Annotated in this window: 19 protein-coding genes; 8 read left to right on the top strand and 11 right to left on the bottom strand. The window is 36.9% G+C overall.

What is annotated here, in order from left to right; genetic code table 11:
• Nucleotides 1–39: 39 nt before the first annotated feature.
• Nucleotides 40–894: a universal stress protein gene (locus ACKGJN_RS14595; protein ID WP_409540289.1), complete on the bottom strand. Its 855-nt coding sequence runs from the start codon at nt 892–894 to the stop codon at nt 40–42.
• A 196-nt stretch (nt 895–1,090) separates the two neighbouring features.
• Between ACKGJN_RS14595 and ACKGJN_RS14590 the strand changes: the two genes are divergently transcribed.
• The gene (locus ACKGJN_RS14590; RefSeq protein WP_409540288.1) at nt 1,091–1,720 is read left to right on the top strand and encodes a WG repeat-containing protein; all 630 of its coding nucleotides are present in this window, start codon (nt 1,091–1,093) and stop codon (nt 1,718–1,720) included.
• A 58-nt stretch (nt 1,721–1,778) separates the two neighbouring features.
• On the opposite strand, the gene ACKGJN_RS14585 is transcribed toward ACKGJN_RS14590, so the two are convergent.
• The 10 genes from ACKGJN_RS14585 to ACKGJN_RS14540 form a co-directional block, all read right to left on the bottom strand.
• Nucleotides 1,779–2,264, bottom strand: a complete 486-nt coding sequence (locus ACKGJN_RS14585) for an Hsp20/alpha crystallin family protein (RefSeq protein WP_409540287.1) — start codon at nt 2,262–2,264, stop codon at nt 1,779–1,781.
• Nucleotides 2,265–2,524: 260 nt separating this feature from the next.
• A complete protein-coding gene (locus ACKGJN_RS14580; RefSeq protein ID WP_409540286.1) occupies nt 2,525–3,022 on the bottom strand; it encodes a nicotinate-nucleotide adenylyltransferase in 498 nt (165 codons plus the stop codon).
• Nucleotides 3,023–3,509: 487 nt separating this feature from the next.
• Nucleotides 3,510–3,767 (bottom strand): hypothetical protein, encoded by a 258-nt coding sequence (locus tag ACKGJN_RS14575; RefSeq protein WP_409540285.1) that lies wholly within the window; start codon nt 3,765–3,767, stop codon nt 3,510–3,512.
• Between the two features lie 370 nt (nt 3,768–4,137).
• Nucleotides 4,138–4,518, bottom strand: coding sequence for a diacylglycerol kinase family protein (locus ACKGJN_RS14570; protein WP_409540284.1), 381 nt, complete (start codon nt 4,516–4,518; stop codon nt 4,138–4,140).
• On the bottom strand, nt 4,518–5,018 hold the full coding sequence (tpx, locus tag ACKGJN_RS14565) for a thiol peroxidase (protein ID WP_409540283.1): 501 nt from the start codon (nt 5,016–5,018) through the stop codon (nt 4,518–4,520). Before tpx ends, ACKGJN_RS14570 begins: the two co-directional genes overlap by 1 nt.
• Before the next feature lie 136 nt (nt 5,019–5,154).
• The gene (locus ACKGJN_RS14560; RefSeq protein ID WP_409540282.1) at nt 5,155–5,403 is read right to left on the bottom strand and encodes a DUF6952 family protein; all 249 of its coding nucleotides are present in this window, start codon (nt 5,401–5,403) and stop codon (nt 5,155–5,157) included.
• Nucleotides 5,384–5,698: a thioredoxin family protein gene (locus tag ACKGJN_RS14555; RefSeq protein WP_409540281.1), complete on the bottom strand. Its 315-nt coding sequence runs from the start codon at nt 5,696–5,698 to the stop codon at nt 5,384–5,386. The genes ACKGJN_RS14560 and ACKGJN_RS14555 overlap by 20 nt, the downstream gene beginning before the upstream one ends.
• A gap of 11 nt (nt 5,699–5,709) precedes the next feature.
• Nucleotides 5,710–6,348, bottom strand: a complete 639-nt coding sequence (locus tag ACKGJN_RS14550; protein ID WP_409540280.1) for a peroxiredoxin — start codon at nt 6,346–6,348, stop codon at nt 5,710–5,712.
• 160 nt (nt 6,349–6,508) lie between these two features.
• A complete protein-coding gene (gene nhaC, locus ACKGJN_RS14545; protein ID WP_409540279.1) occupies nt 6,509–7,987 on the bottom strand; it encodes a Na+/H+ antiporter NhaC in 1,479 nt (492 codons plus the stop codon).
• 201 nt (nt 7,988–8,188) lie between these two features.
• Entirely contained in the window at nt 8,189–9,403 is a 1,215-nt protein-coding gene (locus ACKGJN_RS14540) for an aminotransferase class I/II-fold pyridoxal phosphate-dependent enzyme (RefSeq protein WP_409540278.1), read from the bottom strand.
• Nucleotides 9,404–9,652: 249 nt separating this feature from the next.
• Between ACKGJN_RS14540 and ACKGJN_RS14535 the strand changes: the two genes are divergently transcribed.
• The 7 genes from ACKGJN_RS14535 to ACKGJN_RS14505 all read left to right on the top strand — a co-directional run bounded on the left by ACKGJN_RS14535 (nt 9,653) and on the right by ACKGJN_RS14505 (nt 19,036).
• Complete coding sequence (locus tag ACKGJN_RS14535; RefSeq protein WP_409540277.1) at nt 9,653–10,111, top strand: Lrp/AsnC family transcriptional regulator; 459 nt, start codon at nt 9,653–9,655, stop codon at nt 10,109–10,111.
• Nucleotides 10,112–10,385: 274 nt separating this feature from the next.
• Nucleotides 10,386–11,693 carry an aspartate aminotransferase family protein gene (locus tag ACKGJN_RS14530; protein ID WP_409540276.1) on the top strand — a complete coding sequence of 436 codons (1,308 nt, stop codon included), beginning with the start codon at nt 10,386–10,388 and terminating at the stop codon, nt 11,691–11,693.
• A 118-nt stretch (nt 11,694–11,811) separates the two neighbouring features.
• Entirely contained in the window at nt 11,812–12,747 is a 936-nt protein-coding gene (locus ACKGJN_RS14525) for a carbon-nitrogen hydrolase family protein (RefSeq protein WP_409540275.1), read from the top strand.
• Between the two features lie 15 nt (nt 12,748–12,762).
• Nucleotides 12,763–13,161 carry a VOC family protein gene (locus ACKGJN_RS14520; protein ID WP_409540274.1) on the top strand — a complete coding sequence of 133 codons (399 nt, stop codon included), beginning with the start codon at nt 12,763–12,765 and terminating at the stop codon, nt 13,159–13,161.
• 6 nt (nt 13,162–13,167) lie between these two features.
• On the top strand, nt 13,168–15,915 hold the full coding sequence (locus ACKGJN_RS14515; RefSeq protein ID WP_409540273.1) for an aminotransferase class I/II-fold pyridoxal phosphate-dependent enzyme: 2,748 nt from the start codon (nt 13,168–13,170) through the stop codon (nt 15,913–15,915).
• Between the two features lie 11 nt (nt 15,916–15,926).
• A complete protein-coding gene (locus ACKGJN_RS14510) occupies nt 15,927–17,672 on the top strand; it encodes a biotin carboxylase (RefSeq protein ID WP_409540272.1) in 1,746 nt (581 codons plus the stop codon).
• 104 nt (nt 17,673–17,776) lie between these two features.
• Complete coding sequence (locus tag ACKGJN_RS14505) at nt 17,777–19,036, top strand: C45 family autoproteolytic acyltransferase/hydolase (RefSeq protein WP_409540271.1); 1,260 nt, start codon at nt 17,777–17,779, stop codon at nt 19,034–19,036.
• Nucleotides 19,037–19,051 lie beyond the last annotated feature (15 nt).

The raw sequence follows: 19,051 nt of genomic DNA, 5'->3' as shown, positions 1-19,051 counted from the left end.
AAAGTAAAACTTAAAATCAATTCACCGCTTTTGTGAAAATTATGTTATTTCCCGATAGAAATTCTGAAGTATTAAAAATGGTATTTTGGGTTGTAAACCAATAATGTCGATGGTAGATCCGGATAAAATAGTTTCTAAATAAGTGTAACGGGAATTGACCATAATTAAAAGGTCTATGTTCAGTGAACCGATATTTTTATTGATGGCTTTTATCTTATCTGGTTCTTCCTCCCTATGAAATTTAAATCCTGTTTCATAGAATTGTTCCTTTAGCAATAATTGGTTATCCTTTTGCCTGAAACTCTCTACAGGAAATTCAGAAATGTATAAAAGATTTATAGTAGCCTGATAGGAGCGGGATAATTCTGCAACCAATTTTAATTCCCTTTTTTGATAAGGGATCATATAATTTGTAGGGAAGAGGAAGTTTTTGGGTGTTTTAAACTTATAATTTTCCGGGATTGAAAGAACCGGGCAATGCACATATTTAATAACCTGAAGAGTATTGCTCCCAAAAGTTATATGCTGATAATTTGTTTTACCCCGGGTTCCCATTACAATGATATCAGCATTTTCTTTATTCACTACCTCATTGATCTCATCTACAAGCGAACCAAATTCAGAAATGGATTTAAAATGATGATGAGGATTTGGAGAATATTCCCTGATATCTAAAATGATCTGGGCAATTTCCTTTTCAGAATTCACCTGAACGCTATCCTTTAAATCATCAAGTAAAGCCTGGTTAATTATCGACATGTCATTGTAAACCTCATCGGCAAAAGCGTGCAATAAGAATATTTCACATTTTTCATATTTAAATAACTCTACCGCATATTTAAGGGCATTAAATGCATTTTCCGAAAAATCTGTGGGAACAACTATCTTTCTCATCGTTGTAAAATTTGTTTGCAATAAAGTTATTGCGAAATGACCCTTAAAACTATGACCAATATCAGTTTAGCGCTGGCTTTGAGCTAGTTCTTCAAAACCCCGCGCTTACCGGCAAGGGTATGAAAGTATGATGTTTATCATTTTTTACACGAGGAAAGAACTGTAATTTTCTTAATTAATAGTAAAATTTATAAAGATGAAATTAGGACTCTTGGTGACGATCTTTCTTATAATTCCTTTACTCACTTTTTCACAGGTAATCCAGGATCTCGAATTTATAGGTCCTGCAAATGAAGGTCACATTCCGGTTTTAAAAAACAATAAATGGGGTTTTATAAATTCTCAGGGCGAAGTTGTTGTTAATTTCAGAAATGATTTAGTTTATAATGAAAAAACTTCTTTTAAAAATGATGTAGGAGTGGCTTCTCAGCAAATCCCATGCATGAAGGATGGAAGAATTATCATTAAAAAATTTATCGATGAAATTCCGTATTATGGCTATATAGATTCTTCAGGAAAGACGGTTATTGAACCCGAATTCCTGAATGTTTCAAATTTTAATAACGGGCATGCCCTGGCTCTTAAAATAGAGGAGGAATTTTTAGGTCGAAATGATCTTTTAGACATAAAAATTAAATCCTATAAGTACGATGTTGTTTTAATAGACAAGGCAGGAGAAGTGAAGCAATATTTAGCCGGTCCTTTTCCGGTAGCTGTCTCCAAAAAAAAGTTAAGGGAACCTCCTAGAATTGAGGCACGCTGGATGAGCGAAGATTTAATTGCTTTAAAAAATCCTCAAAAAAAATGGGAGGTTTATAAAATATAAAACACAAAAAATAAAAAAGGTTGTTTGAAAATAAATATTTTTAAACAACCTTTTTTATTTAGGACACATTCACTTTTTTAGGACTTTTCGGTTTTGCTCCTTCTTTTTTATGAATGGTCAATTTTAAAACACCATCCTGGTATTGGGCTTTAATATCCTTGTCTTCGTCTACAGAATCCGGAAGAATCATTGACCTTGAAAATGAGTTATAACTGAATTCCTTCCTAACAAATCCTTCTTTTTCTTCTTCTGATTTTTGTTCTTTTTCGGCAGAAATAGTCAAAATGCCATCATCTAAAGTGATATTAAAATCATTCTTGGCCAGTCCGGGAGCGGCTAATTCCACCTCGTAATTTTTCTTATTGTCCTTTACATTAAGCGCCGGCACTAAATTAAGGTCATTTTCAAAATCCCCATTAAAGATTCGGTTCAAATTAAAGATCCCTCTGCGTGTATCCATCAGATCTGAAAAAAAAGGATCCTGGGACAAAATAGACTCTCCTGCTATGGGAGAACGGCGTTTGCTTGATTTAACTAATGACATGGTTTTAAGTTTAAAAATTAATAATTTATTTTTACATATTGAAATTAGAATAAATTCTGATATTATAAAATGATATATATCAGCGGTTTAATTTTATATTATTTGATAAAATGAGACTGTTTTTTATTTATAATTTTAGAGAATCTAAAAAAATAAAGTTTTTAGGAATATTATATAAAAGAGGCTGTTCTTAAAGACAGCCTCTTGCCAACTAAAATTTTATAGTTTGGCATTTTTAACGATTATCAGGAATCGAAGTATTAAAGGAAATTTCCTTTTTCGTCTGTTTTCACCCTCATCCGCTTATCTCCGTTTTCCAGTAGGAGTTTATATTTTTTTGAGGCTCCTTTGGCTTCGTGATAATTTACCAAATAAACATCCTCTGCAATGGTCCATCCCGGAAATCTTTTTGCAACGGCTTCAGCAACCGCTTTGGGTAGTGCTATATCTTTAAATTTTTCGGCAGTTCTTAATAGTTTTCCATCTTTGTTATAAGAGGCAAGGATTTTACCTTCAGGAATGAAAAAAGATATAAAATAGGTGTCATATTCATCCTGGTAATATTCTGAATTTTTCAAATCGAAGGTTGCTGCCCGCCTTTGTAACATCTTTACCGGTTCAGCCACATCTACTTCTCCTGCAGCATCAAGGTATTTGTAGTTTACGCCTACAATTTCAATCTCAGGTAGCTCTGTTATCTGAGCATAGGATTGGATGGTTAATCCAAAAATCAATAAACCAGTTAGTATTCTTTTCATGATTATAAATTTTTAATTATGTTAAATAAATTAATAGAACCTGTTTATTGTCTATAAACTAAGTGATCATGCTTTTTTAGTTATTACAAACCTGTTAATTCCATCGAAGATTTTTCTCCCGATGTGCACGTTCCGCTTCCGGCAGTCCTGATAAATCTGCCAAAAGTATTTTTAAAAAATTCTCGATGTTTTTTCCATATCATGAACATTTAGTGGACTGGGGAAAATTTATACTTGGTTTCTGGGGGAGACTTTATAGAGGTATTTGGAGCAAATTTTAACCGCTAGCTATTGTACATTATGAATTTAAGATATTTCAGAATTAAAAAAAATGATATTTATCATTAGTTTATTCCCAATTAAATAGAATCTTGTAGCTATATAATTTAAAAAATAATGTGCTTTTGCACTTAGGGAATCTGCTTTTATGGGATGTACAGATCAATATTTGTTTTTAAGGTACTTTTTGTTTAAAAACATTACCATTTTAATCTGTACGAACCCTCTTTCTTAAACTTCCCTTTTCCATTAGTAATTTATATTCTTTTCTTTTTATTTCTCCATTGTCATGATGATTTACCAAATAAACATAATCGGAAAAGATCAATCCTGGATTCTTTTGGACGATTGCTTTTGCAATAATAGGAGAGATCTCTGTATTTTTTAATTTTTCAACGGTGCGTAAGACATTACCTTCGGTGTCATAAGAAACCAGCATTTTTCCTTCTGGAATATAAAATGACAAAAAATAATATTCATAGTCCTCTTCGCTGATTATTATTTTTTTTATGATTTCTAATTTTAATTTATCCGAGGTTGATTTTTTAAATTAACAGGAATATTTATGATTCCCTCGATCAATATATTTCAGATATTTAATGCTTTATAAAAAAGCGCGGGATTAAATATTTACAGATGGGGAGACATAAGTTTTTAATAAAGGGATAAGGACATTTAAACTAAACTTAAATCATTTTTGAAAAATCTAAAATGATATATCAATAGAATAAAAAGTATTTGTTCTATGCTATAATTATCTTTTTGCAGTAAGAATATAGGAAGTTAAAAAACAACAAGTTGTAGATTCGGAGGTATAACGAGAAATTATAAAAATGCTATTGTATGAAAAGATTTGGAAAAAGATATGGGAGATAAATGAATCCTGCGATGATAATGGCAGTAATGGCAGCAAAAAGGACAGCGCCAGCAGCGACATCTTTAATATACCCAATTTTTGTGTGAAAATCCGGATGTACAAAATCTGCAATTCCTTCTACGGCGCTGTTAAGGCCCTCGGTGCTTAAAACAAGTCCAATTGCGAAAAACTGAAACATCCAATCGGATTTTGAGATATCAAGATAAAATCCAAGAGCGGTTATTAAGACAGCAATTCCAACCTGAACCTGAATACTGTGTTCGCTTTTAATTAAAATCCAGGCTCCTTTAAATGCATATTTCCCTCCCCGAATTCTCTTACCAAGGTAACTATCCCGCATTATAACAACGGCTTAAGAGCTGCAAGATAATCTGGTTCCTGAGAAATATCAGGCACTTGCTGAGTATGGATTACTTTTCCTTCTTCATCTAAAACAATTACAGCTCTGGAAAGAAGTCCGGCCATTGGTCCATCCATCATTTCAACACCATAATCCTTTCCAAAATCACCTTGGCGAAAATCAGAAAGATTGGTCACATTTTTTATTCCTGCATCGTCAACAAATCTTTTTTGTGCATAAGGAAGATCTCTTGAAATACATAAGACTTCGGTATTGTTCAATGTGGAAGTTTTTTCATTAAAATTTCTAACAGAAGTGGCGCAAACATGAGTATCAATACTTGGAAAAATATTTAAAATAAGCCTTTTTCCCTTAAAATCTTTTAGGGTTGCCGTTGAAAGATCGGAACGTACCAATTCAAAATGAGGTGCTCTTTCACCCATCTCAGGTAAGCTCCCATAAGTGTTTACTTTTTTATCTTTTAATGTTATTTGTGACATTGTATTAGGCTTTTTTTGTTATTGAGAATCTAAATTTAATGCTTATGTTACAGGGATTTACTAAAATTATCATAAAAACAACAAGGGCCGTTTTTATTTCTAAAAACAGCCCTTGTAAGCTCTTAAGCTTTAGGTTTTAGCGATCGATTGATCCCATTACCTTTTTTACGAAATTATTGGCAGCGTCCATTTCAGAATCGCCATCTTCAATCATTTTATGTACTTCTACAGCCCCACACAAATTGGTGATTAATTCTCCAACAACATCCATTTCTTCATCAGAAACAGACCGGTGTTCTGTAAAACTCTCTAAAACATCGATGGCATTTTGCAGTTTTTCTGCATCGTTGTTGCGCTGCAAATGTCTAATTACTGGCAACTTCATTTACTAGATCTTTTAATAGTTCAAATTTATTGGTTTGAACCTGATTAACTAAACTTCCGTTTTTAAAAGTTGCAAAAGTTGGAAGATTATCTACATTGGCCATTTTTCTGGATTCAGGAAATTTTTCAGCATCCACCATCAAAAAAGTGGATGCTTCATTTTCCCCTGCAAGTTTTTTGAACTTAGGCTTCATAACTCTGCAGTTACCGCACCATCCGGCCATATATTGAACCACCACAGTTCCATTTTCTGCAACTATCTCCTTTAAATTATCTTGTTCTAATTCTTTAACCATTTTTTGTCCTTTTAGTTTAAACTAAGGTAAGAAGCTACTCCTTCGCGATCTGCGTTCATTCCTTCCTTGCCTTCTTCCCAGTTCGCAGGACAAACCTCTCCTTTTTCCTGAACGTGGGTGTAAGCATCGATTAATCTAATAAATTCTTTCACATTTCTTCCAAGCGGCATATGATTAACACCTTCGTGAAAAATAGTTCCTTCCTCATCAATAAGGTAGGTGGCACGATAGGTAACATTGTCTCCTTCTACAGTAACTGCTCCGGTTTCTTCATCATATTGCTCATTGGAAATGTCAAGAATACCAAGTTGGGAGCTAAGATTTCTGTTTGAATCGGCAAGTATCGGGTATTTAACACCTTCAATCCCACCATTATCTTTTGCGGTATTTAACCAGGCGAAGTGAACTTCGGCGGTATCACAGGATGCGCCAATAACCATTACGTTTCTTTTTTCAAATTCCTTTGAAGCTTCCTGAAAAGCGTGTAATTCAGTTGGACAAACGAATGTAAAATCCTTTGGATACCAAAATAATAATACTTTTTTATTGTTTTTTTGAGCTTCTTCAAGAACATTTAACTTAAAGGTATCACCCATTTCATCCATTGCATTCACACTTAAATTTGGAAATTTTCTTCCTACTAATGCCATATTAAATTATGTTTATTGTTTATTTATTTCTTCTTGCAAAAGTATGTATTTAATGATCTTGGAAATGCCGATAAAATTTTAAATCCTTATCTAAGAATAGGGTTTGTCTATCGTGAATTGTTTTAGTATAATATTGACTTATCCGAGAAGATTCAGGTTTTTAAGCCGTTTTAGTGCTAAGTTGTTTGATTTTGATGCTGAAAGCGGCGAACAATAGGGTCATAAATGGGCTTAAATAGTTGAAAAAGGCATAGCCTGCATAGGATAATGTTGGCACCCCAAGTACGCCGCTATGATATGCGCCACAGGTGTTCCAGGGAACTAAAACCGAGGTAACCGTTCCTGAATCTTCCAGGGTACGACTTAAATTTTCAGGAGCAAGACCTTTATCTTTATATGCTTTGGCAAACATTTTTCCTGGAACTACAATTGCCAGATATTGATCTGAAGCGGTTGCATTAAGCGCCAAACAGCTAAAAACCGTACTGGCAAACAATCCAAAAGTAGTATGAAACATATTTAACAAAGCACGGCTAATAGTTTCCAAAGCCCCTATAGCCTCCATAATCCCGCCAAAAACCATCGCACAAATGATGAGCCAGATGGTTCCAAGCATTCCTGCCATACCTCCGGAGGAAAAAAGGTCGTTTAAGTCTACATTATCGGTTACAACAGATGTTTCTACCGTAATTGCCTGCATAATCCCTTTGTAGCCACTTATGAAATCCAAATTTTTGACTCCGGCAATTTGAGCAACAAGATCCGGTTGAAAGATCAATGCTGCAGCAGCTCCAAGTAAAGTTCCAATAAGAAGGGCTATAAGAGGTGATGTTTTTTTGACAATTAAAAGAATAACAACCAATGGAACTATAAATAACCAGGGAGATATGGTAAAAGAAGATTCAATTGAACTTAAGATAGCGGAAGTATCGGTATCTCCTGAAATGTCAAGGTTGAGTCCAATAATAATAAAAATAATAAGAGTGATTGTAATCGTTGGAACCGTTGTAAAGAGCATATACCGAATGTGCGTAAAAAGATCGGTTCCGGCCATGGCAGGGGCAAGGTTGGTAGTATCGCTTAAAGGGGAGAGTTTATCCCCGAAATATGCTCCGGAGAGGATAGCGCCAGCAGTCATTCCAACAGAAATATCCAAAGCTTCCGCAATTCCTATAAGTGCAATTCCTACGGTAGCAGAAGTTGTCCAACTGCTTCCTGTGGCTATCGAAATAACAGAACAAATAATAACACAGGCCGCAAGAAATATAGTTGGATTTAAGATTTGTAACCCATAATAAATCATGGTTGGAATGATCCCGCTAATCATCCAGGTTCCGGCAAGTGAACCAACCATCAATAAGATCAAAATTGCTCCAGTGGTGCTTTGTACGTTGTTGGCAACTTCATCGATCATTTTATTGTATTGTACTTTATTAAAGTAACCTACAATAGCTGCAACGGCACCGCCCAATAATAAAATGAACTGATTTGAACCGCTAAGCGCATCATCCCCAAAAACAAAAACATTGAAGGCCAGCATTGCAATAAGCGCAATTACCGGGATCAATGCTTCCCAAATATTTAATTCTTTATTTTCTGTTATTGGTTCATTTTCAGGGGAATTGGTTTGACCTTCCATTAAAATAGTTGTTTTGGGTCGTAATGTTACGATTTTAAAGGAAATTGAGCAAATGTAAAAATGAAGTTATTGAATTAAAACTGGCAATAATTAGCTGAAACAGCAAAATAGTGAGGAATTATTTCAGCAATTCAGAAAATTTCAAAAATAAAAAGAGCGTATTTCTAGAAAAGAAATCTTTCTAAAAATACGCTCTTTTGCCTATGCTTTATGGGCTTCCAGTAGGCCAACCTTTTTCATACAGGTTTTCATCATTTGGTAGGTACGTTCTATATCATCATCCAACCCAATTGAAAACCGGATCAATCCATTGCTCAATCCCATTTCTATTTGTTCCTCTTCAGGAATTTCCGAAGAGGTGGAGCTTCCGGGAGCGCTAAAAAGCGTTTTGTAAAAACCTAAACTTACCGCCAGGTACCCAAGGTTTTCTTCCTGCATCAATTCCATGAATTCATTGGCTTTATCTATAGTGCCAACATCCAATGTCAACATACCGCCAAAACCATAATCGGGATTCATCATCTTTTTGAAAAGTTCGTGGCTCGGGTGGGAGGGAAGTCCGGGGTATACGGTACGGAATCCATCTGCTTCAAATTTTTGTGCCAGGTACATTGCATTTTTACTGTGTTGCTTCATTCGTATATGCAATGTTCTCATATTCTTTAAAACAGAAGCAGAACGCAAGCTATCCATAGTAGGCCCCAGCAACATATTGGCTCCATCGTTAACACTTCTAAGTGCATTGATGAAATCCTGAGTTCCACAGGTTACTCCACCTACGGTATCACTGCTTCCATTGATAAATTTTGTGAGGCTATGAATAACAATATCGGCCCCCAGTTGGGCAGGCGTGATAGATAAAGGTGAAAATGTATTATCTACTACCAGCGGTATATTATGTTTTTTTGCGATTTTAGACAAGCCTTGAATATCGGCTACTTCCAACAATGGGTTGCTTACAGATTCGCAAAACAAAACTTTGGTATCTTCATTAATTGCAGCTTCTACCAAATCGAGTTTTGTGATATCCACAAAACTGGTCTCAATATTTAAACGTGGAGCAAAATTCTTTAAAAATGCATACGTCCCTCCGTAGATAGTTCGGCTGGAAACAACATGATCGCCTGCCATACACAGTTGTAAAAGGGTGCCTGTAATCGCTCCCATTCCGGATGCTGCAACATTGGCGGTTTCAGTTCCTTCCATCGCTGCAAGAGCTTCTCCAAGGTATAGATTGGAAGGAGAAGAATGTCTTGAATAGAGATAGCATCCATCTGCATTCCCTTCAAAAGTATCGAACATGGTTTTTGCAGAAAGAAATGTGTAGGTAGAAGAATCGGATATAGAAGGGTTGACACCTCCAAATTCTCCAAAATATTGAAGATCCTGGATGTGGTTTGCTGGTTTATATTTCATAAGTATATATTTATTGTTTCTTATTGGTCTTATGTAATTCGCATATTTTGAACGGTGTTTTTATCAGGTTTCCGTTATGCTCATTTCATGATATTTAGGTTAGATTGTTCTTCAAAATAAGGGAAATTAAGATCAAAAGTCAATAGATGTTGAATTTTTCAGGATATTAATCTAAATAAAGTAAGATGATTAGATTAATATTCCTATAAATCATATCTTCGTATGATTAAAGCGAAAAATTTTCCTTAGATGAACCTGGATGATACCGACAAAAAAATCCTGCAGAAATTACAGCAGAATAGCAAGATCACTAATAAGGAGCTTTCCAATGGTTTAAGCCTTTCGGTAACTGCTGTTTTTGAACGCATAAAACGTTTAGAGCGGAATGGGGTGATTTCCGGCTACGTGGCACTGGTAAAACCGGACAAGGTAGAAAAAGCTTTTATGGTACTAACACAAATAAAGCTCGTGCAACATACCAAAAGCAACGTTGTTAAATTTGAAGCAGAAGTAGTGAAATTACCGGAAGTACTTGAATGTTACCATGTAAGCGGGGAATATGATTATATTCTGAAAGTTTTGGTAAAGGATATGGAGGCCTACCGGGAATTTATGTTGACAAAGCTTACAAATCTTGAACATATTGGAAGTACCCAAAGCACCTTCATAATCAGTTCAGTAAAAAGCACAACAGCTTTGCCTTTGTAATTGCAACATTCCTTTTTTAATTTAATTCATTTTTTATCAGGCTTTAAAAAAGCTTTCCGAAGGAATCCTACAATTTTTATCTGTATTCTAGGAGCGTCATAATTTTCTTCAATTCTGTTAAAATGCCTGTCAATAGTAAGATTAGTTGCAATTGATAGGTTTTTTATTGTACCTTATGAGGCGATTGCTGTACTAAAAAGCGAGTGCTTTTTTATTTAAAACAGCAAGTTTAGGATTCCTTGATCCTTTTCTATTACAACAACCTAAATTTTATATGACAGAGCAGCAAACCCAATCACAAGCGCTCCTTGACAGGAGAAAAAATATAGTCGCTAATGGTGTAGGTGTTTTTAACACTGCTACCGTAAAACATGCAAAAGGAGCAATAATAACAGATGTTGATGGTCGGGAATTGATAGATTTTGCCGGAGGGATAGGTGTCGTAAATGCAGGACATTGCCCGGAGCCAGTAGTAGAGGCCATACGCGAACAGGCAGGAAAATACCTGCATACCAGCTTTAACGTAGTAACCTATGAACCTTATATAAAACTATGTGAGGATCTCGCAGAGATCCTTCCGCACGGCGAAAAAACAAAAGCAATGCTTATTAGTACAGGTGCGGAAGCTGTTGAAAATGCGATAAAAATAGCCCGGCAGGCAACTAAAAGGCCAGCTATTTTATGTTTTAGCGAAGCCTACCATGGTCGCACATTAATGACAATGAGCCTTACAAGCAAAGTGAATTATAAATTTTCATGCGGGCCATTCGCTCCTGAAGTATATAGGATTCCTTTTCCAAATTTCTATAAGGATCATGGCTCTCAGGAAATGGATGAATTTGTAGTGACAGAGCTTAACAGGCTGCGGGAAAGTGCTCATAACCTGGTTGATATCAACAGCGTAGCGGCTATAATAATTGAGCCCATACAAGGAGAAGGCGGATTTAATCCCACGCCTCAAAAATATTTGGAGGGATTGAGATCTTTCTGTGATGAGCACGGGGTTTTACTTATTATGGATGAGATCCAAAGCGGTTTTTGCCGTACGGGTCATTGGGCAAGTTGGCAACATTACAACGTCCAACCAGACATAAGTACCTATGCAAAATCTTTAGGATCTGGATTGCCCATTGCGGCCGTTCTTGGAAAAGCTGAAATAATGGATGCTGCGGGTTTTGGAACTATTGGGGGGACATATATAGGTAGTCCGGTTTGTTGTGCAGCTGCACTTGCAACGATTCAATATATGAAAGACCAAAACCTGAATGAACGTGCAATTCATATTGGAAAAGTAGTTACGGAGCGAATGGGAAAACTTCAAAAGGAATTCTCTGAAATTGGTGATGTACGAGGAATAGGTGCTATGATAGGTATTGAATTCGTAAAGAATAACGACCCCGGAAAACCAAACACAGAACTTTGTGATAAGATAGTTAAAGGCTGCGCTGAGGAAGGCTTGATTCTTATAAGCGCCGGAACCTTTAAAAATGTGATAAGAATTTTATCTCCGCTTGTAATAACCGATGAACAATTGAATAAGGGACTGGATATTCTGGAATATCAGATTCGAAAAAATAGTTAAATAAGAATATTTTTTGAATTTGTGATGATCCTGGAAGGACGTAGTCGTTAAAATAATGAATGGTTTTCTTAAAAAGATTAAGGTGCCAAAACAAATTAAGTATTAAAATAAATTTAGAATGAGACCATTTGCAATAGCAGGAATACAAATGAAAGTTTCGGCAGTCGCTCCAAACGTGGAGATGATGAAACTGAAAATAAATATAACTATGAGCATCTATCCCTGGGTAGAAATGATAGTTTTTAGCGAGCTGAATGGCTATGGCCCTTTGACTCATAACGCCCAGGAAATTCCGGGATCTTTTGAACAGGAGATGCAGGCAATGGCAAAAAAACATGGAATCTGGTTGTTGCCGGGATCCATTTTCGAGAAAAGCGAAGGGAATATTTATAATACTGCGACAGTTATTAATCCACAAGGTGAGGTTGTAACCCGTTACAGAAAAATGTTTCCATTTTATCCATATGAAGCTGGAGTGACTCCGGGATCAGAATTTTGTGTTTTTGACGTTCCGGGAGTCGCCAGGTTTGGACTTTCCATATGTTATGATATGTGGTTTCCGGAAACGGTACGTACACTGGCAGTTATGGGAGCTGAAGTAATTTTGCACCCAACGATGACCGGTACTATTGACCGTGATATAGAATTATCTATAGTCCGGGCAATGGCCGCAGTGAATCAGTGCTACTTTTTCGATGTTAACGGATTAGAGTCCGGAGGTAGTGGAAGGTCTATTGTTTGCGGACCAGATGGTCGGGTAATTTATCAGGCTGAGGGGAATGAAGAGATTTTTCCGCTGGAATTGAATATTGAAAGAGTGAAAAGGAGCAGGGAACTGGGAGTTCTTAGATTAGGACAACCCCTAAAAAGCTTCAGGGATCATATTGGACAGTTTGGAATCTACCAGCACGGAGCTCAATTGCCATACCTTAATTCATTGGGTCCGCTTATCAAACCTACCAAACTCGATACGTTGGCGAAATTAAAGATGCAGGAAAATGAATATGTACCACCTGCATCCCCTGCAGGTTACAAAGGATTTGGGGAAATATAAAAAAAAAGTAAAACTATGGGTGGAACAACATCAAAAAAGAAAAAGAAAATAAAAAATTGTATAAACTGGTTTGAAATTCCTGCGATTAATTTCCAGCAGTCGGTAGATTTCTACAACAACATCTTCGGAATTGAGATGGAAAAGAATTTTGATGGCAATTACGCCATGGCTTTTTTTCCGGCAGATAATGGAATTGGAGGAGCCATCGTTGCAGGCCCTGGTTCCACTCCGGGTGATTCCGGCCCCTTGTTATATCTTAATGCAGGGGAAGATTTGAACACTGTTCTGCATCGGGTGGAGCCGGCCGGAGGAAGAGTCGTGATGCCAAAAACCCTTATTAATGAAGAATCAGGTCATTTTGCCATTTTCATAGATTCAGAAGGAAATAAACTAGCCTTACATTCAAAAAAATAAAAATTTATGCCAGATAAAAAACCGCTTAGTTCACAACATTATAACGTTACTCAGCTTCGTTTGGAATCCTGGAACACTTTAAAAAGTGAATCCACAAAACTTCAAAATTGCAACAGAGGTTCTTCTGAAGAAAAAGATCTAAAAAAAAGCGTTCGGGATCTTTTTAAGAAATTGGAAGGTGTAGAAAGTTATTTTGCATTTCCCGGAATAGCTCGTTTGCGATCGCTAAATGTGATGTTGGACCGTATGGAACATACAGCGCTGGCGCATAAAATTGCTGAAATCACCAAACTTCTTGTAAGCGACAGGTATAGGAGTAACCCTGATTTTATTGAAGAGGAGGAACAGGGTGGTGACACTTTAGAAAACGGAGAACATCCCAATGGGATCAAAAAGAATTATTTTGAAGTTTTATTTGTAGAGGATATTTCGCTGCAGGAGGAAAATAAACTTAGAAATGATCTTAAAGAGCTTCGGGGTGCAAATGAACAGTTCAATTACGGAATTGTGGTGCAGCGAACTTTTGAGGATGCCATGATAGCTTTGCATTTTAATTATAATATACAAGCTGTTGTTGTGCGTTATGCTCCCCCATATCATTCCAAAAAAATAACGCCTCTTTTAAAACCTTTTATTCAAAATGTTTTAAATCTGGACCTGGCGTCGAAACATCAAACCGAACTCGGTCCAATTTTGGGGAATCTTGTGAAGAAATTCAGGCCTGAACTTGATACTTATTATGTTACAGATACTTCCCTGGGCAATCTTAAAGACAGTACTTTAAAAAGTTTTAGAAGGATTTTTTACAGGACAGAAGATCTTCAGGAATTGCATCTCACCATCTTAAGAGGAATAAGTGAACGTTATGAAACCCCATTCTTTTCAGCACTAAAGGAATACAGTAAAAAACCCACCGGAATTTTTCATGCAATGCCTATTTCCAGAGGTAATTCTGTCTTTAAATCCAGGTGGATCAATGATTTTGGTAATTTCTATGGTAGAAATATGTTTCTTGCCGAAACATCCTCCACAACAGGAGGTTTGGATTCCTTGCTTCAACCCACAGGATCTTTAAAAAAGGCTCAAAAAATGGCGAGCGATGCCTATGGCTCCCTCAACACCTTTTTCGTTACCAACGGAACTTCAACAGCCAATAAAATTGTAGTACAGGCTCTTGTAAAACCCGGGGATGTGATCCTTATTGACAGGGATTGTCATAAATCACATCATTACGGGTTGGTTTTGGCCGGAGCTTATCCGGTTTACCTGGATTCCTATCCTATTGAGCAATATTCCATGTATGGAGCAGTTCCTTTGAAACAAATCAAAGAAAAACTGCTTCGGTTAAAAGATGCAGGTCGTATGGACCTGGTGAAAATGTTGCTGCTTACCAATTGTACCTTTGATGGATTGGTTTACAACGTAGAAAAAGTAATGCAGGAAATTCTGGCTATAAAGCCGGATATGATTTTTCTATGGGATGAGGCCTGGTTTGCTTTTGCAGGGTTTACTTATAATTACAAGCAAAGAACTGGAATGTTTGTAGCTCAAAAACTGCACGAAAAGTACAGGAGCAGTGCTTACAGGGAAGAATATGAAGCTCATATTAAAAATTTAAAGAAAGACGAGATCTCAAGCCTTCCAGATCCGGACAAAGTTCGCATAAGGGTTTATTCCACACAAAGCACTCATAAAACATTGAGCAGCTTTAGACAAGGTTCCATGATCCATATCTGGGATGAGGACTACCGCAGAAAAAGTGAAAATACTTTCATGGAAGCTTACATGACACATACTTCCACTTCGCCTAATTATCAAATGCTGGCTTCCCTGGATGCGGGCCGCAGACAGGTTCAGTTTGAGGGATATGAGCTGGTAGAAAAAAGTATAGAAATGGCAATGGTTCTTCGGGCAAAAGTGAATGATCATCCCAAACTTAATAAATATTTTGATGTTTTAACCGTCAGCGATTTTATTCCGAAGGAATATCGGAAATCAGGTTTGTCAGAATATTATAATCGTAAGGATGGTTGGAACAGAATGGAAACCGCGTGGGAAAATGATGAATTCGTTTTGGATCCAACTAAAATAACACTGCACATTGGTCGAACAGGTGTGGACGGGGATACTTTTAAAAATAAATATCTGATGGATAAATTTAATATCCAGATAAATAAAACCTCACGGAATACCGTATTGTTTATGACTAATATAGGTACTACAAGGGGAAGTGTAACTTACCTAACAAATGCCTTATTAAAAATTGCAGATGAATTGGACAAGGAGTTCCTTTCCTTAAGCATTGAGGAAAACAAAATCCGCCAGGAGCGAATCTTTTCTTTGACTAAAGATTTCCCTCCATTGCCTGATTTTAGCTATTTTCACCATTCATTTCAGGCCGTACCGGGGGTTCCAGGCGGCAATATTCGGGAAGCTTTTTTCCTGGCTTACAATGAGGAAAATTATGAATACATACCAATGGAAGAATGCCTGCCTCTTATGGAAAGCGGGCGAACCCTGGTAGCCTCCTCTTTTATAATTCCATATCCACCCGGATTCCCGGTACTTGTGCCAGGGCAGGTGGTGAGCGAAGAAATCATTCGATTCCTGACTGCGCTGGACGTTTCAGAAATTCACGGGTACCGGGCAGATCTTGGACTTCGTATTTTTAAAGAAAACGTTTTAAACAGGCAAAAAACCGTTACATCTATGGGTGCAATGGGAAGTAATACAAAAAAGAAATTAATTAATTAAAACCAACAATTATGGATTCTAAAAAACCAACGACTCCCAAATCTAAGGGAACACCAAATAAAAAAGTAAAATCTGCTTCTGTAACAGGGAAAGATGAAACCAAAATGCCAATTCGGGGCAACGCAGAAAATAGAGAGAATTACGCTCCAGAAAAAATAAAGACCGGAAGAACTAAATCAAGTCCTTCTGCTAAAAAACCTTCTGTTGCTGCCAAATCTGTTAAAGGAAAGACTTCAGCCAAAAAGCCTGTCGCAAAAAAGAAAAATAGTTCAGCAGGGCTGAAATCAAAAGAAAACACAGACGTGAATTATGAATTAAGTGGAGTATCTGATATAAGAAGGTCTTTTCACAAAAATGAAGAACCTTTATATTTCATAAGTGCAACAAATTTTAACCTTTTAGGAGCCGATGAGTGGATAAAAGGATTCAAATTTATCACCTATATTGAATGTTTTGATGGATTGCACCCAAATGTTTTTTCTCCGAAACACGAAATTCCACACGATGATTTTGAAGGAATAGAGGATATAAACAATTATTTGCTTCAACATCCCGAAGTTCAGGATTACATCAAAACAAGGTCCGTAGATGGAAGGGCAGGAAAAGCGATGTTTCTTATGTTTAATGAAAAAACAGAAGAGCTTGCTGAGAAATTGGGGCTGGAAATAATGTTTCCAAAGGCGGAGATGAGAACATTTCTGGATAACAAAGTCAATACCAACAGAATTGCTGAAAGAGCAGGCGTGGCTTGTGTACCTTATGTTTTATCAAAAGTTACCGATTTTAAACACCTGCGGAAAGTTTCCAAAGATCTTGGGGATGCACTTGTGATTCAAACACCCTTCGGAGATTCCGGACACACTACTTTTTTCATATCCAATGAAAATGAGTACAAAAAATATGCAGAGGAGATCGAGGCAGAAGATGAAGTAAAAATTATGAAACGCATCAATTGCAAAGGATCTGCAGTTGAAGCTTGTGTTACCCGTCATGGAACCATTGTTGCTCCTCTAATGACGGAGCTGGTAGGTTTTAAAGAATTAACCCCTTATGAGGGTGGCTGGTGTGGAAATGAGATCTATCCAAATGCTTTTACTCCTGAATTAAGGCAGAAGGCGATTGAAAACACCCAACTTTTTGGAAACCAATTGAGAGAAGAAGGTTATAAAGGATATTTTGAATTGGACTTTTTGATCGATCAGGACAACGGGGAAATTTATCTTGGGGAGCTGAATCCCAGAGTTACCGGAGCCAGTTCTATTACAAACCACGCGGTTTTTGCGCTTGCAGATGCACCTTTATTTGTTTTTCATATCCTGGAATGGATGGATATTGAATATGAACTTGATATTGATGCACTCAACAAACGCTGGGCAAAACAGGATAATCTTGACGGATGGAGCCAGTTAATTATCAAACATACTGAAGATACAATTGAATATGTTACCGAGTCGCCAAAATCCGGGATCTGGAGAATGTATGATACAGGTCATATACAATTTGACCGTATGGACACCCATAGAAGAGCCGTGGAAAACGAAAATGAAGCTTTCTTTCTTAGGATCGCCAAAAAAGGAGATTATATGTATGAAGGAGCAGATATGGGAATTATGGTTACAAGAGGCAGGATGATGACAGATGATTTTAAGCTGAACAACAGGGCGAAACACTGGATAAAAGCAATCAGGTCCCAGTTTAGAGCTGAAATGGTAGAGGATAAAAAGAAACCAAAACTTACAGGAAGTTTAACGAAATAAATAATTTTTTTAACAGCATGTCCTGAAAAAATCAGGTTATTTTGCTCCATCTGTTATCCTGAATAATAGATGGAACAAATAACCTTTAATATCAAGAAAAACATATGCAACTTCATTTTAATGCAGTTTCTGAACCTGGTTTACCTGGTGAGAAATGGCAAAAATTATACAATACCCATTGGGCAGCCTACAAAGCATGGTTAAATTCTAAGGAAAATTTTTCTACACCAGATCTTAAAACTTCTCAGGTTGCATTAAAGAAATATATGCCTGAAATGTGGCCTACTTACGAACGTCTATGCAAGTTGGCAAAGGCTGATGATTTGGCAGCAAGATTTTTAACCGGTTTCCAGCCACCTGCTTATATAAGTGCCTGTTCAAATGCTGTTTTAGCAGGAGATGAGATTCAGTTGGTGCGTAATTATGATTATCATCCAGATCTTATTGAAGGCACACAATTATTGAGTGCCTGGAATGGGAAAAAAGTGATTGCAACCACCGATTGCCTTATTGGAGCAGTAGATGGAATGAATGAAGACGGTCTTGCAATTTCTCTTACCTTCGGAGGACGAAAAGTGGTTGGAGAAGGCTTTGGGATTCCGATAATTCTTAGATATGTGCTCGAGTTCTGCAGCAATGTTGAAGAAGCTGTTGAAGCTTTAGTGCGTATTCCTTCCCATATGTCTTATAACGTAACTGTGGTTGATAAAACCGGAAAATTTAAAACGGTCCGTTTAGCACCAGATAAAGAACCGGTTGTTACAGATGCTGCTTTTACTACAAATCATCAGGGAACTATTGATTGGCCTGAGAATGCTGCTTTCAATAAAACAGTGGAACGTTCTGCATTTTTGGAAAAATTGTTGTCTAAAAAGGGAATGGATGCTATCACTATCGCAGATTCTTTCCTTCAAAAACCGCTATATAATACCTTGTTTCAAGAAGGTTTTGGAACGCTTTTTACAGCTGTTTATAAGCCTGCAGAAGGGATAGTGGAAATGCGCTGGCCCAATGTTAAGATTTGTCAAACTTTTGATGGATTTCAGGAGCAATATAAATTGATCAATTACAATCAAACTTCTGTCGCACCGGCAAAAATTGTTAAAAAGGAAAAAGCCCAGGTTCAAAGAACATTACACCAGGCACAACCGGTTCAGGATAGCTCTTTAAACGGGTTGGATTGGCAGGAAACACTTTCTGATGCCCTTGTGAATATAATGGCACATTCAAATCCTTCCGCAGATATTGAAGAACTGGAAAACTTTAGAAACAAATTATTTAACCGTGGAGAGATTTCCTGGGAAATTCTTGCCGATTTCTGGTCTAAACCCGGAAAAGGATACGGGGCCAGCTGGAACAATTAATAAATATCAGGATCT

The organism is Gillisia xinjiangensis (genome assembly GCF_046298265.1).
GTDB classification, from domain to species: Bacteria; Bacteroidota; Bacteroidia; order Flavobacteriales; family Flavobacteriaceae; genus Gillisia; species Gillisia xinjiangensis.
This window is presented reverse-complemented; position numbering and strand designations above follow the sequence as displayed.

Excerpts from the sequence above, each read along its gene's own strand:
- ACKGJN_RS14560 (WP_409540282.1), bottom strand. The coding sequence starts at position 5,403 with ATGAAGTTGCCAGTAATTAGACATTTGCAGCGCAACAACGATGCAGAA.
- ACKGJN_RS14535 (WP_409540277.1), top strand. The coding sequence starts at position 9,653 with ATGAACCTGGATGATACCGACAAAAAAATCCTGCAGAAATTACAGCAG.
- tpx (WP_409540283.1), bottom strand. The coding sequence starts at position 5,018 with ATGTCACAAATAACATTAAAAGATAAAAAAGTAAACACTTATGGGAGC.
- ACKGJN_RS14540 (WP_409540278.1), bottom strand. The coding sequence starts at position 9,403 with ATGAAATATAAACCAGCAAACCACATCCAGGATCTTCAATATTTTGGA.
- ACKGJN_RS14510 (WP_409540272.1), top strand. The coding sequence starts at position 15,927 with ATGGATTCTAAAAAACCAACGACTCCCAAATCTAAGGGAACACCAAAT.
- ACKGJN_RS14580 (WP_409540286.1), bottom strand. The coding sequence starts at position 3,022 with ATGAAAAGAATACTAACTGGTTTATTGATTTTTGGATTAACCATCCAA.
- ACKGJN_RS14525 (WP_409540275.1), top strand. The coding sequence starts at position 11,812 with ATGAGACCATTTGCAATAGCAGGAATACAAATGAAAGTTTCGGCAGTC.
- nhaC (WP_409540279.1), bottom strand. The coding sequence starts at position 7,987 with ATGGAAGGTCAAACCAATTCCCCTGAAAATGAACCAATAACAGAAAAT.
- ACKGJN_RS14505 (WP_409540271.1), top strand. The coding sequence starts at position 17,777 with ATGCAACTTCATTTTAATGCAGTTTCTGAACCTGGTTTACCTGGTGAG.
- ACKGJN_RS14585 (WP_409540287.1), bottom strand. The coding sequence starts at position 2,264 with ATGTCATTAGTTAAATCAAGCAAACGCCGTTCTCCCATAGCAGGAGAG.
- ACKGJN_RS14515 (WP_409540273.1), top strand. The coding sequence starts at position 13,168 with ATGCCAGATAAAAAACCGCTTAGTTCACAACATTATAACGTTACTCAG.
- ACKGJN_RS14550 (WP_409540280.1), bottom strand. The coding sequence starts at position 6,348 with ATGGCATTAGTAGGAAGAAAATTTCCAAATTTAAGTGTGAATGCAATG.
- ACKGJN_RS14520 (WP_409540274.1), top strand. The coding sequence starts at position 12,763 with ATGGGTGGAACAACATCAAAAAAGAAAAAGAAAATAAAAAATTGTATA.
- ACKGJN_RS14570 (WP_409540284.1), bottom strand. The coding sequence starts at position 4,518 with ATGCGGGATAGTTACCTTGGTAAGAGAATTCGGGGAGGGAAATATGCA.
- ACKGJN_RS14530 (WP_409540276.1), top strand. The coding sequence starts at position 10,386 with ATGACAGAGCAGCAAACCCAATCACAAGCGCTCCTTGACAGGAGAAAA.
- ACKGJN_RS14595 (WP_409540289.1), bottom strand. The coding sequence starts at position 894 with ATGAGAAAGATAGTTGTTCCCACAGATTTTTCGGAAAATGCATTTAAT.
- ACKGJN_RS14555 (WP_409540281.1), bottom strand. The coding sequence starts at position 5,698 with ATGGTTAAAGAATTAGAACAAGATAATTTAAAGGAGATAGTTGCAGAA.
- ACKGJN_RS14590 (WP_409540288.1), top strand. The coding sequence starts at position 1,091 with ATGAAATTAGGACTCTTGGTGACGATCTTTCTTATAATTCCTTTACTC.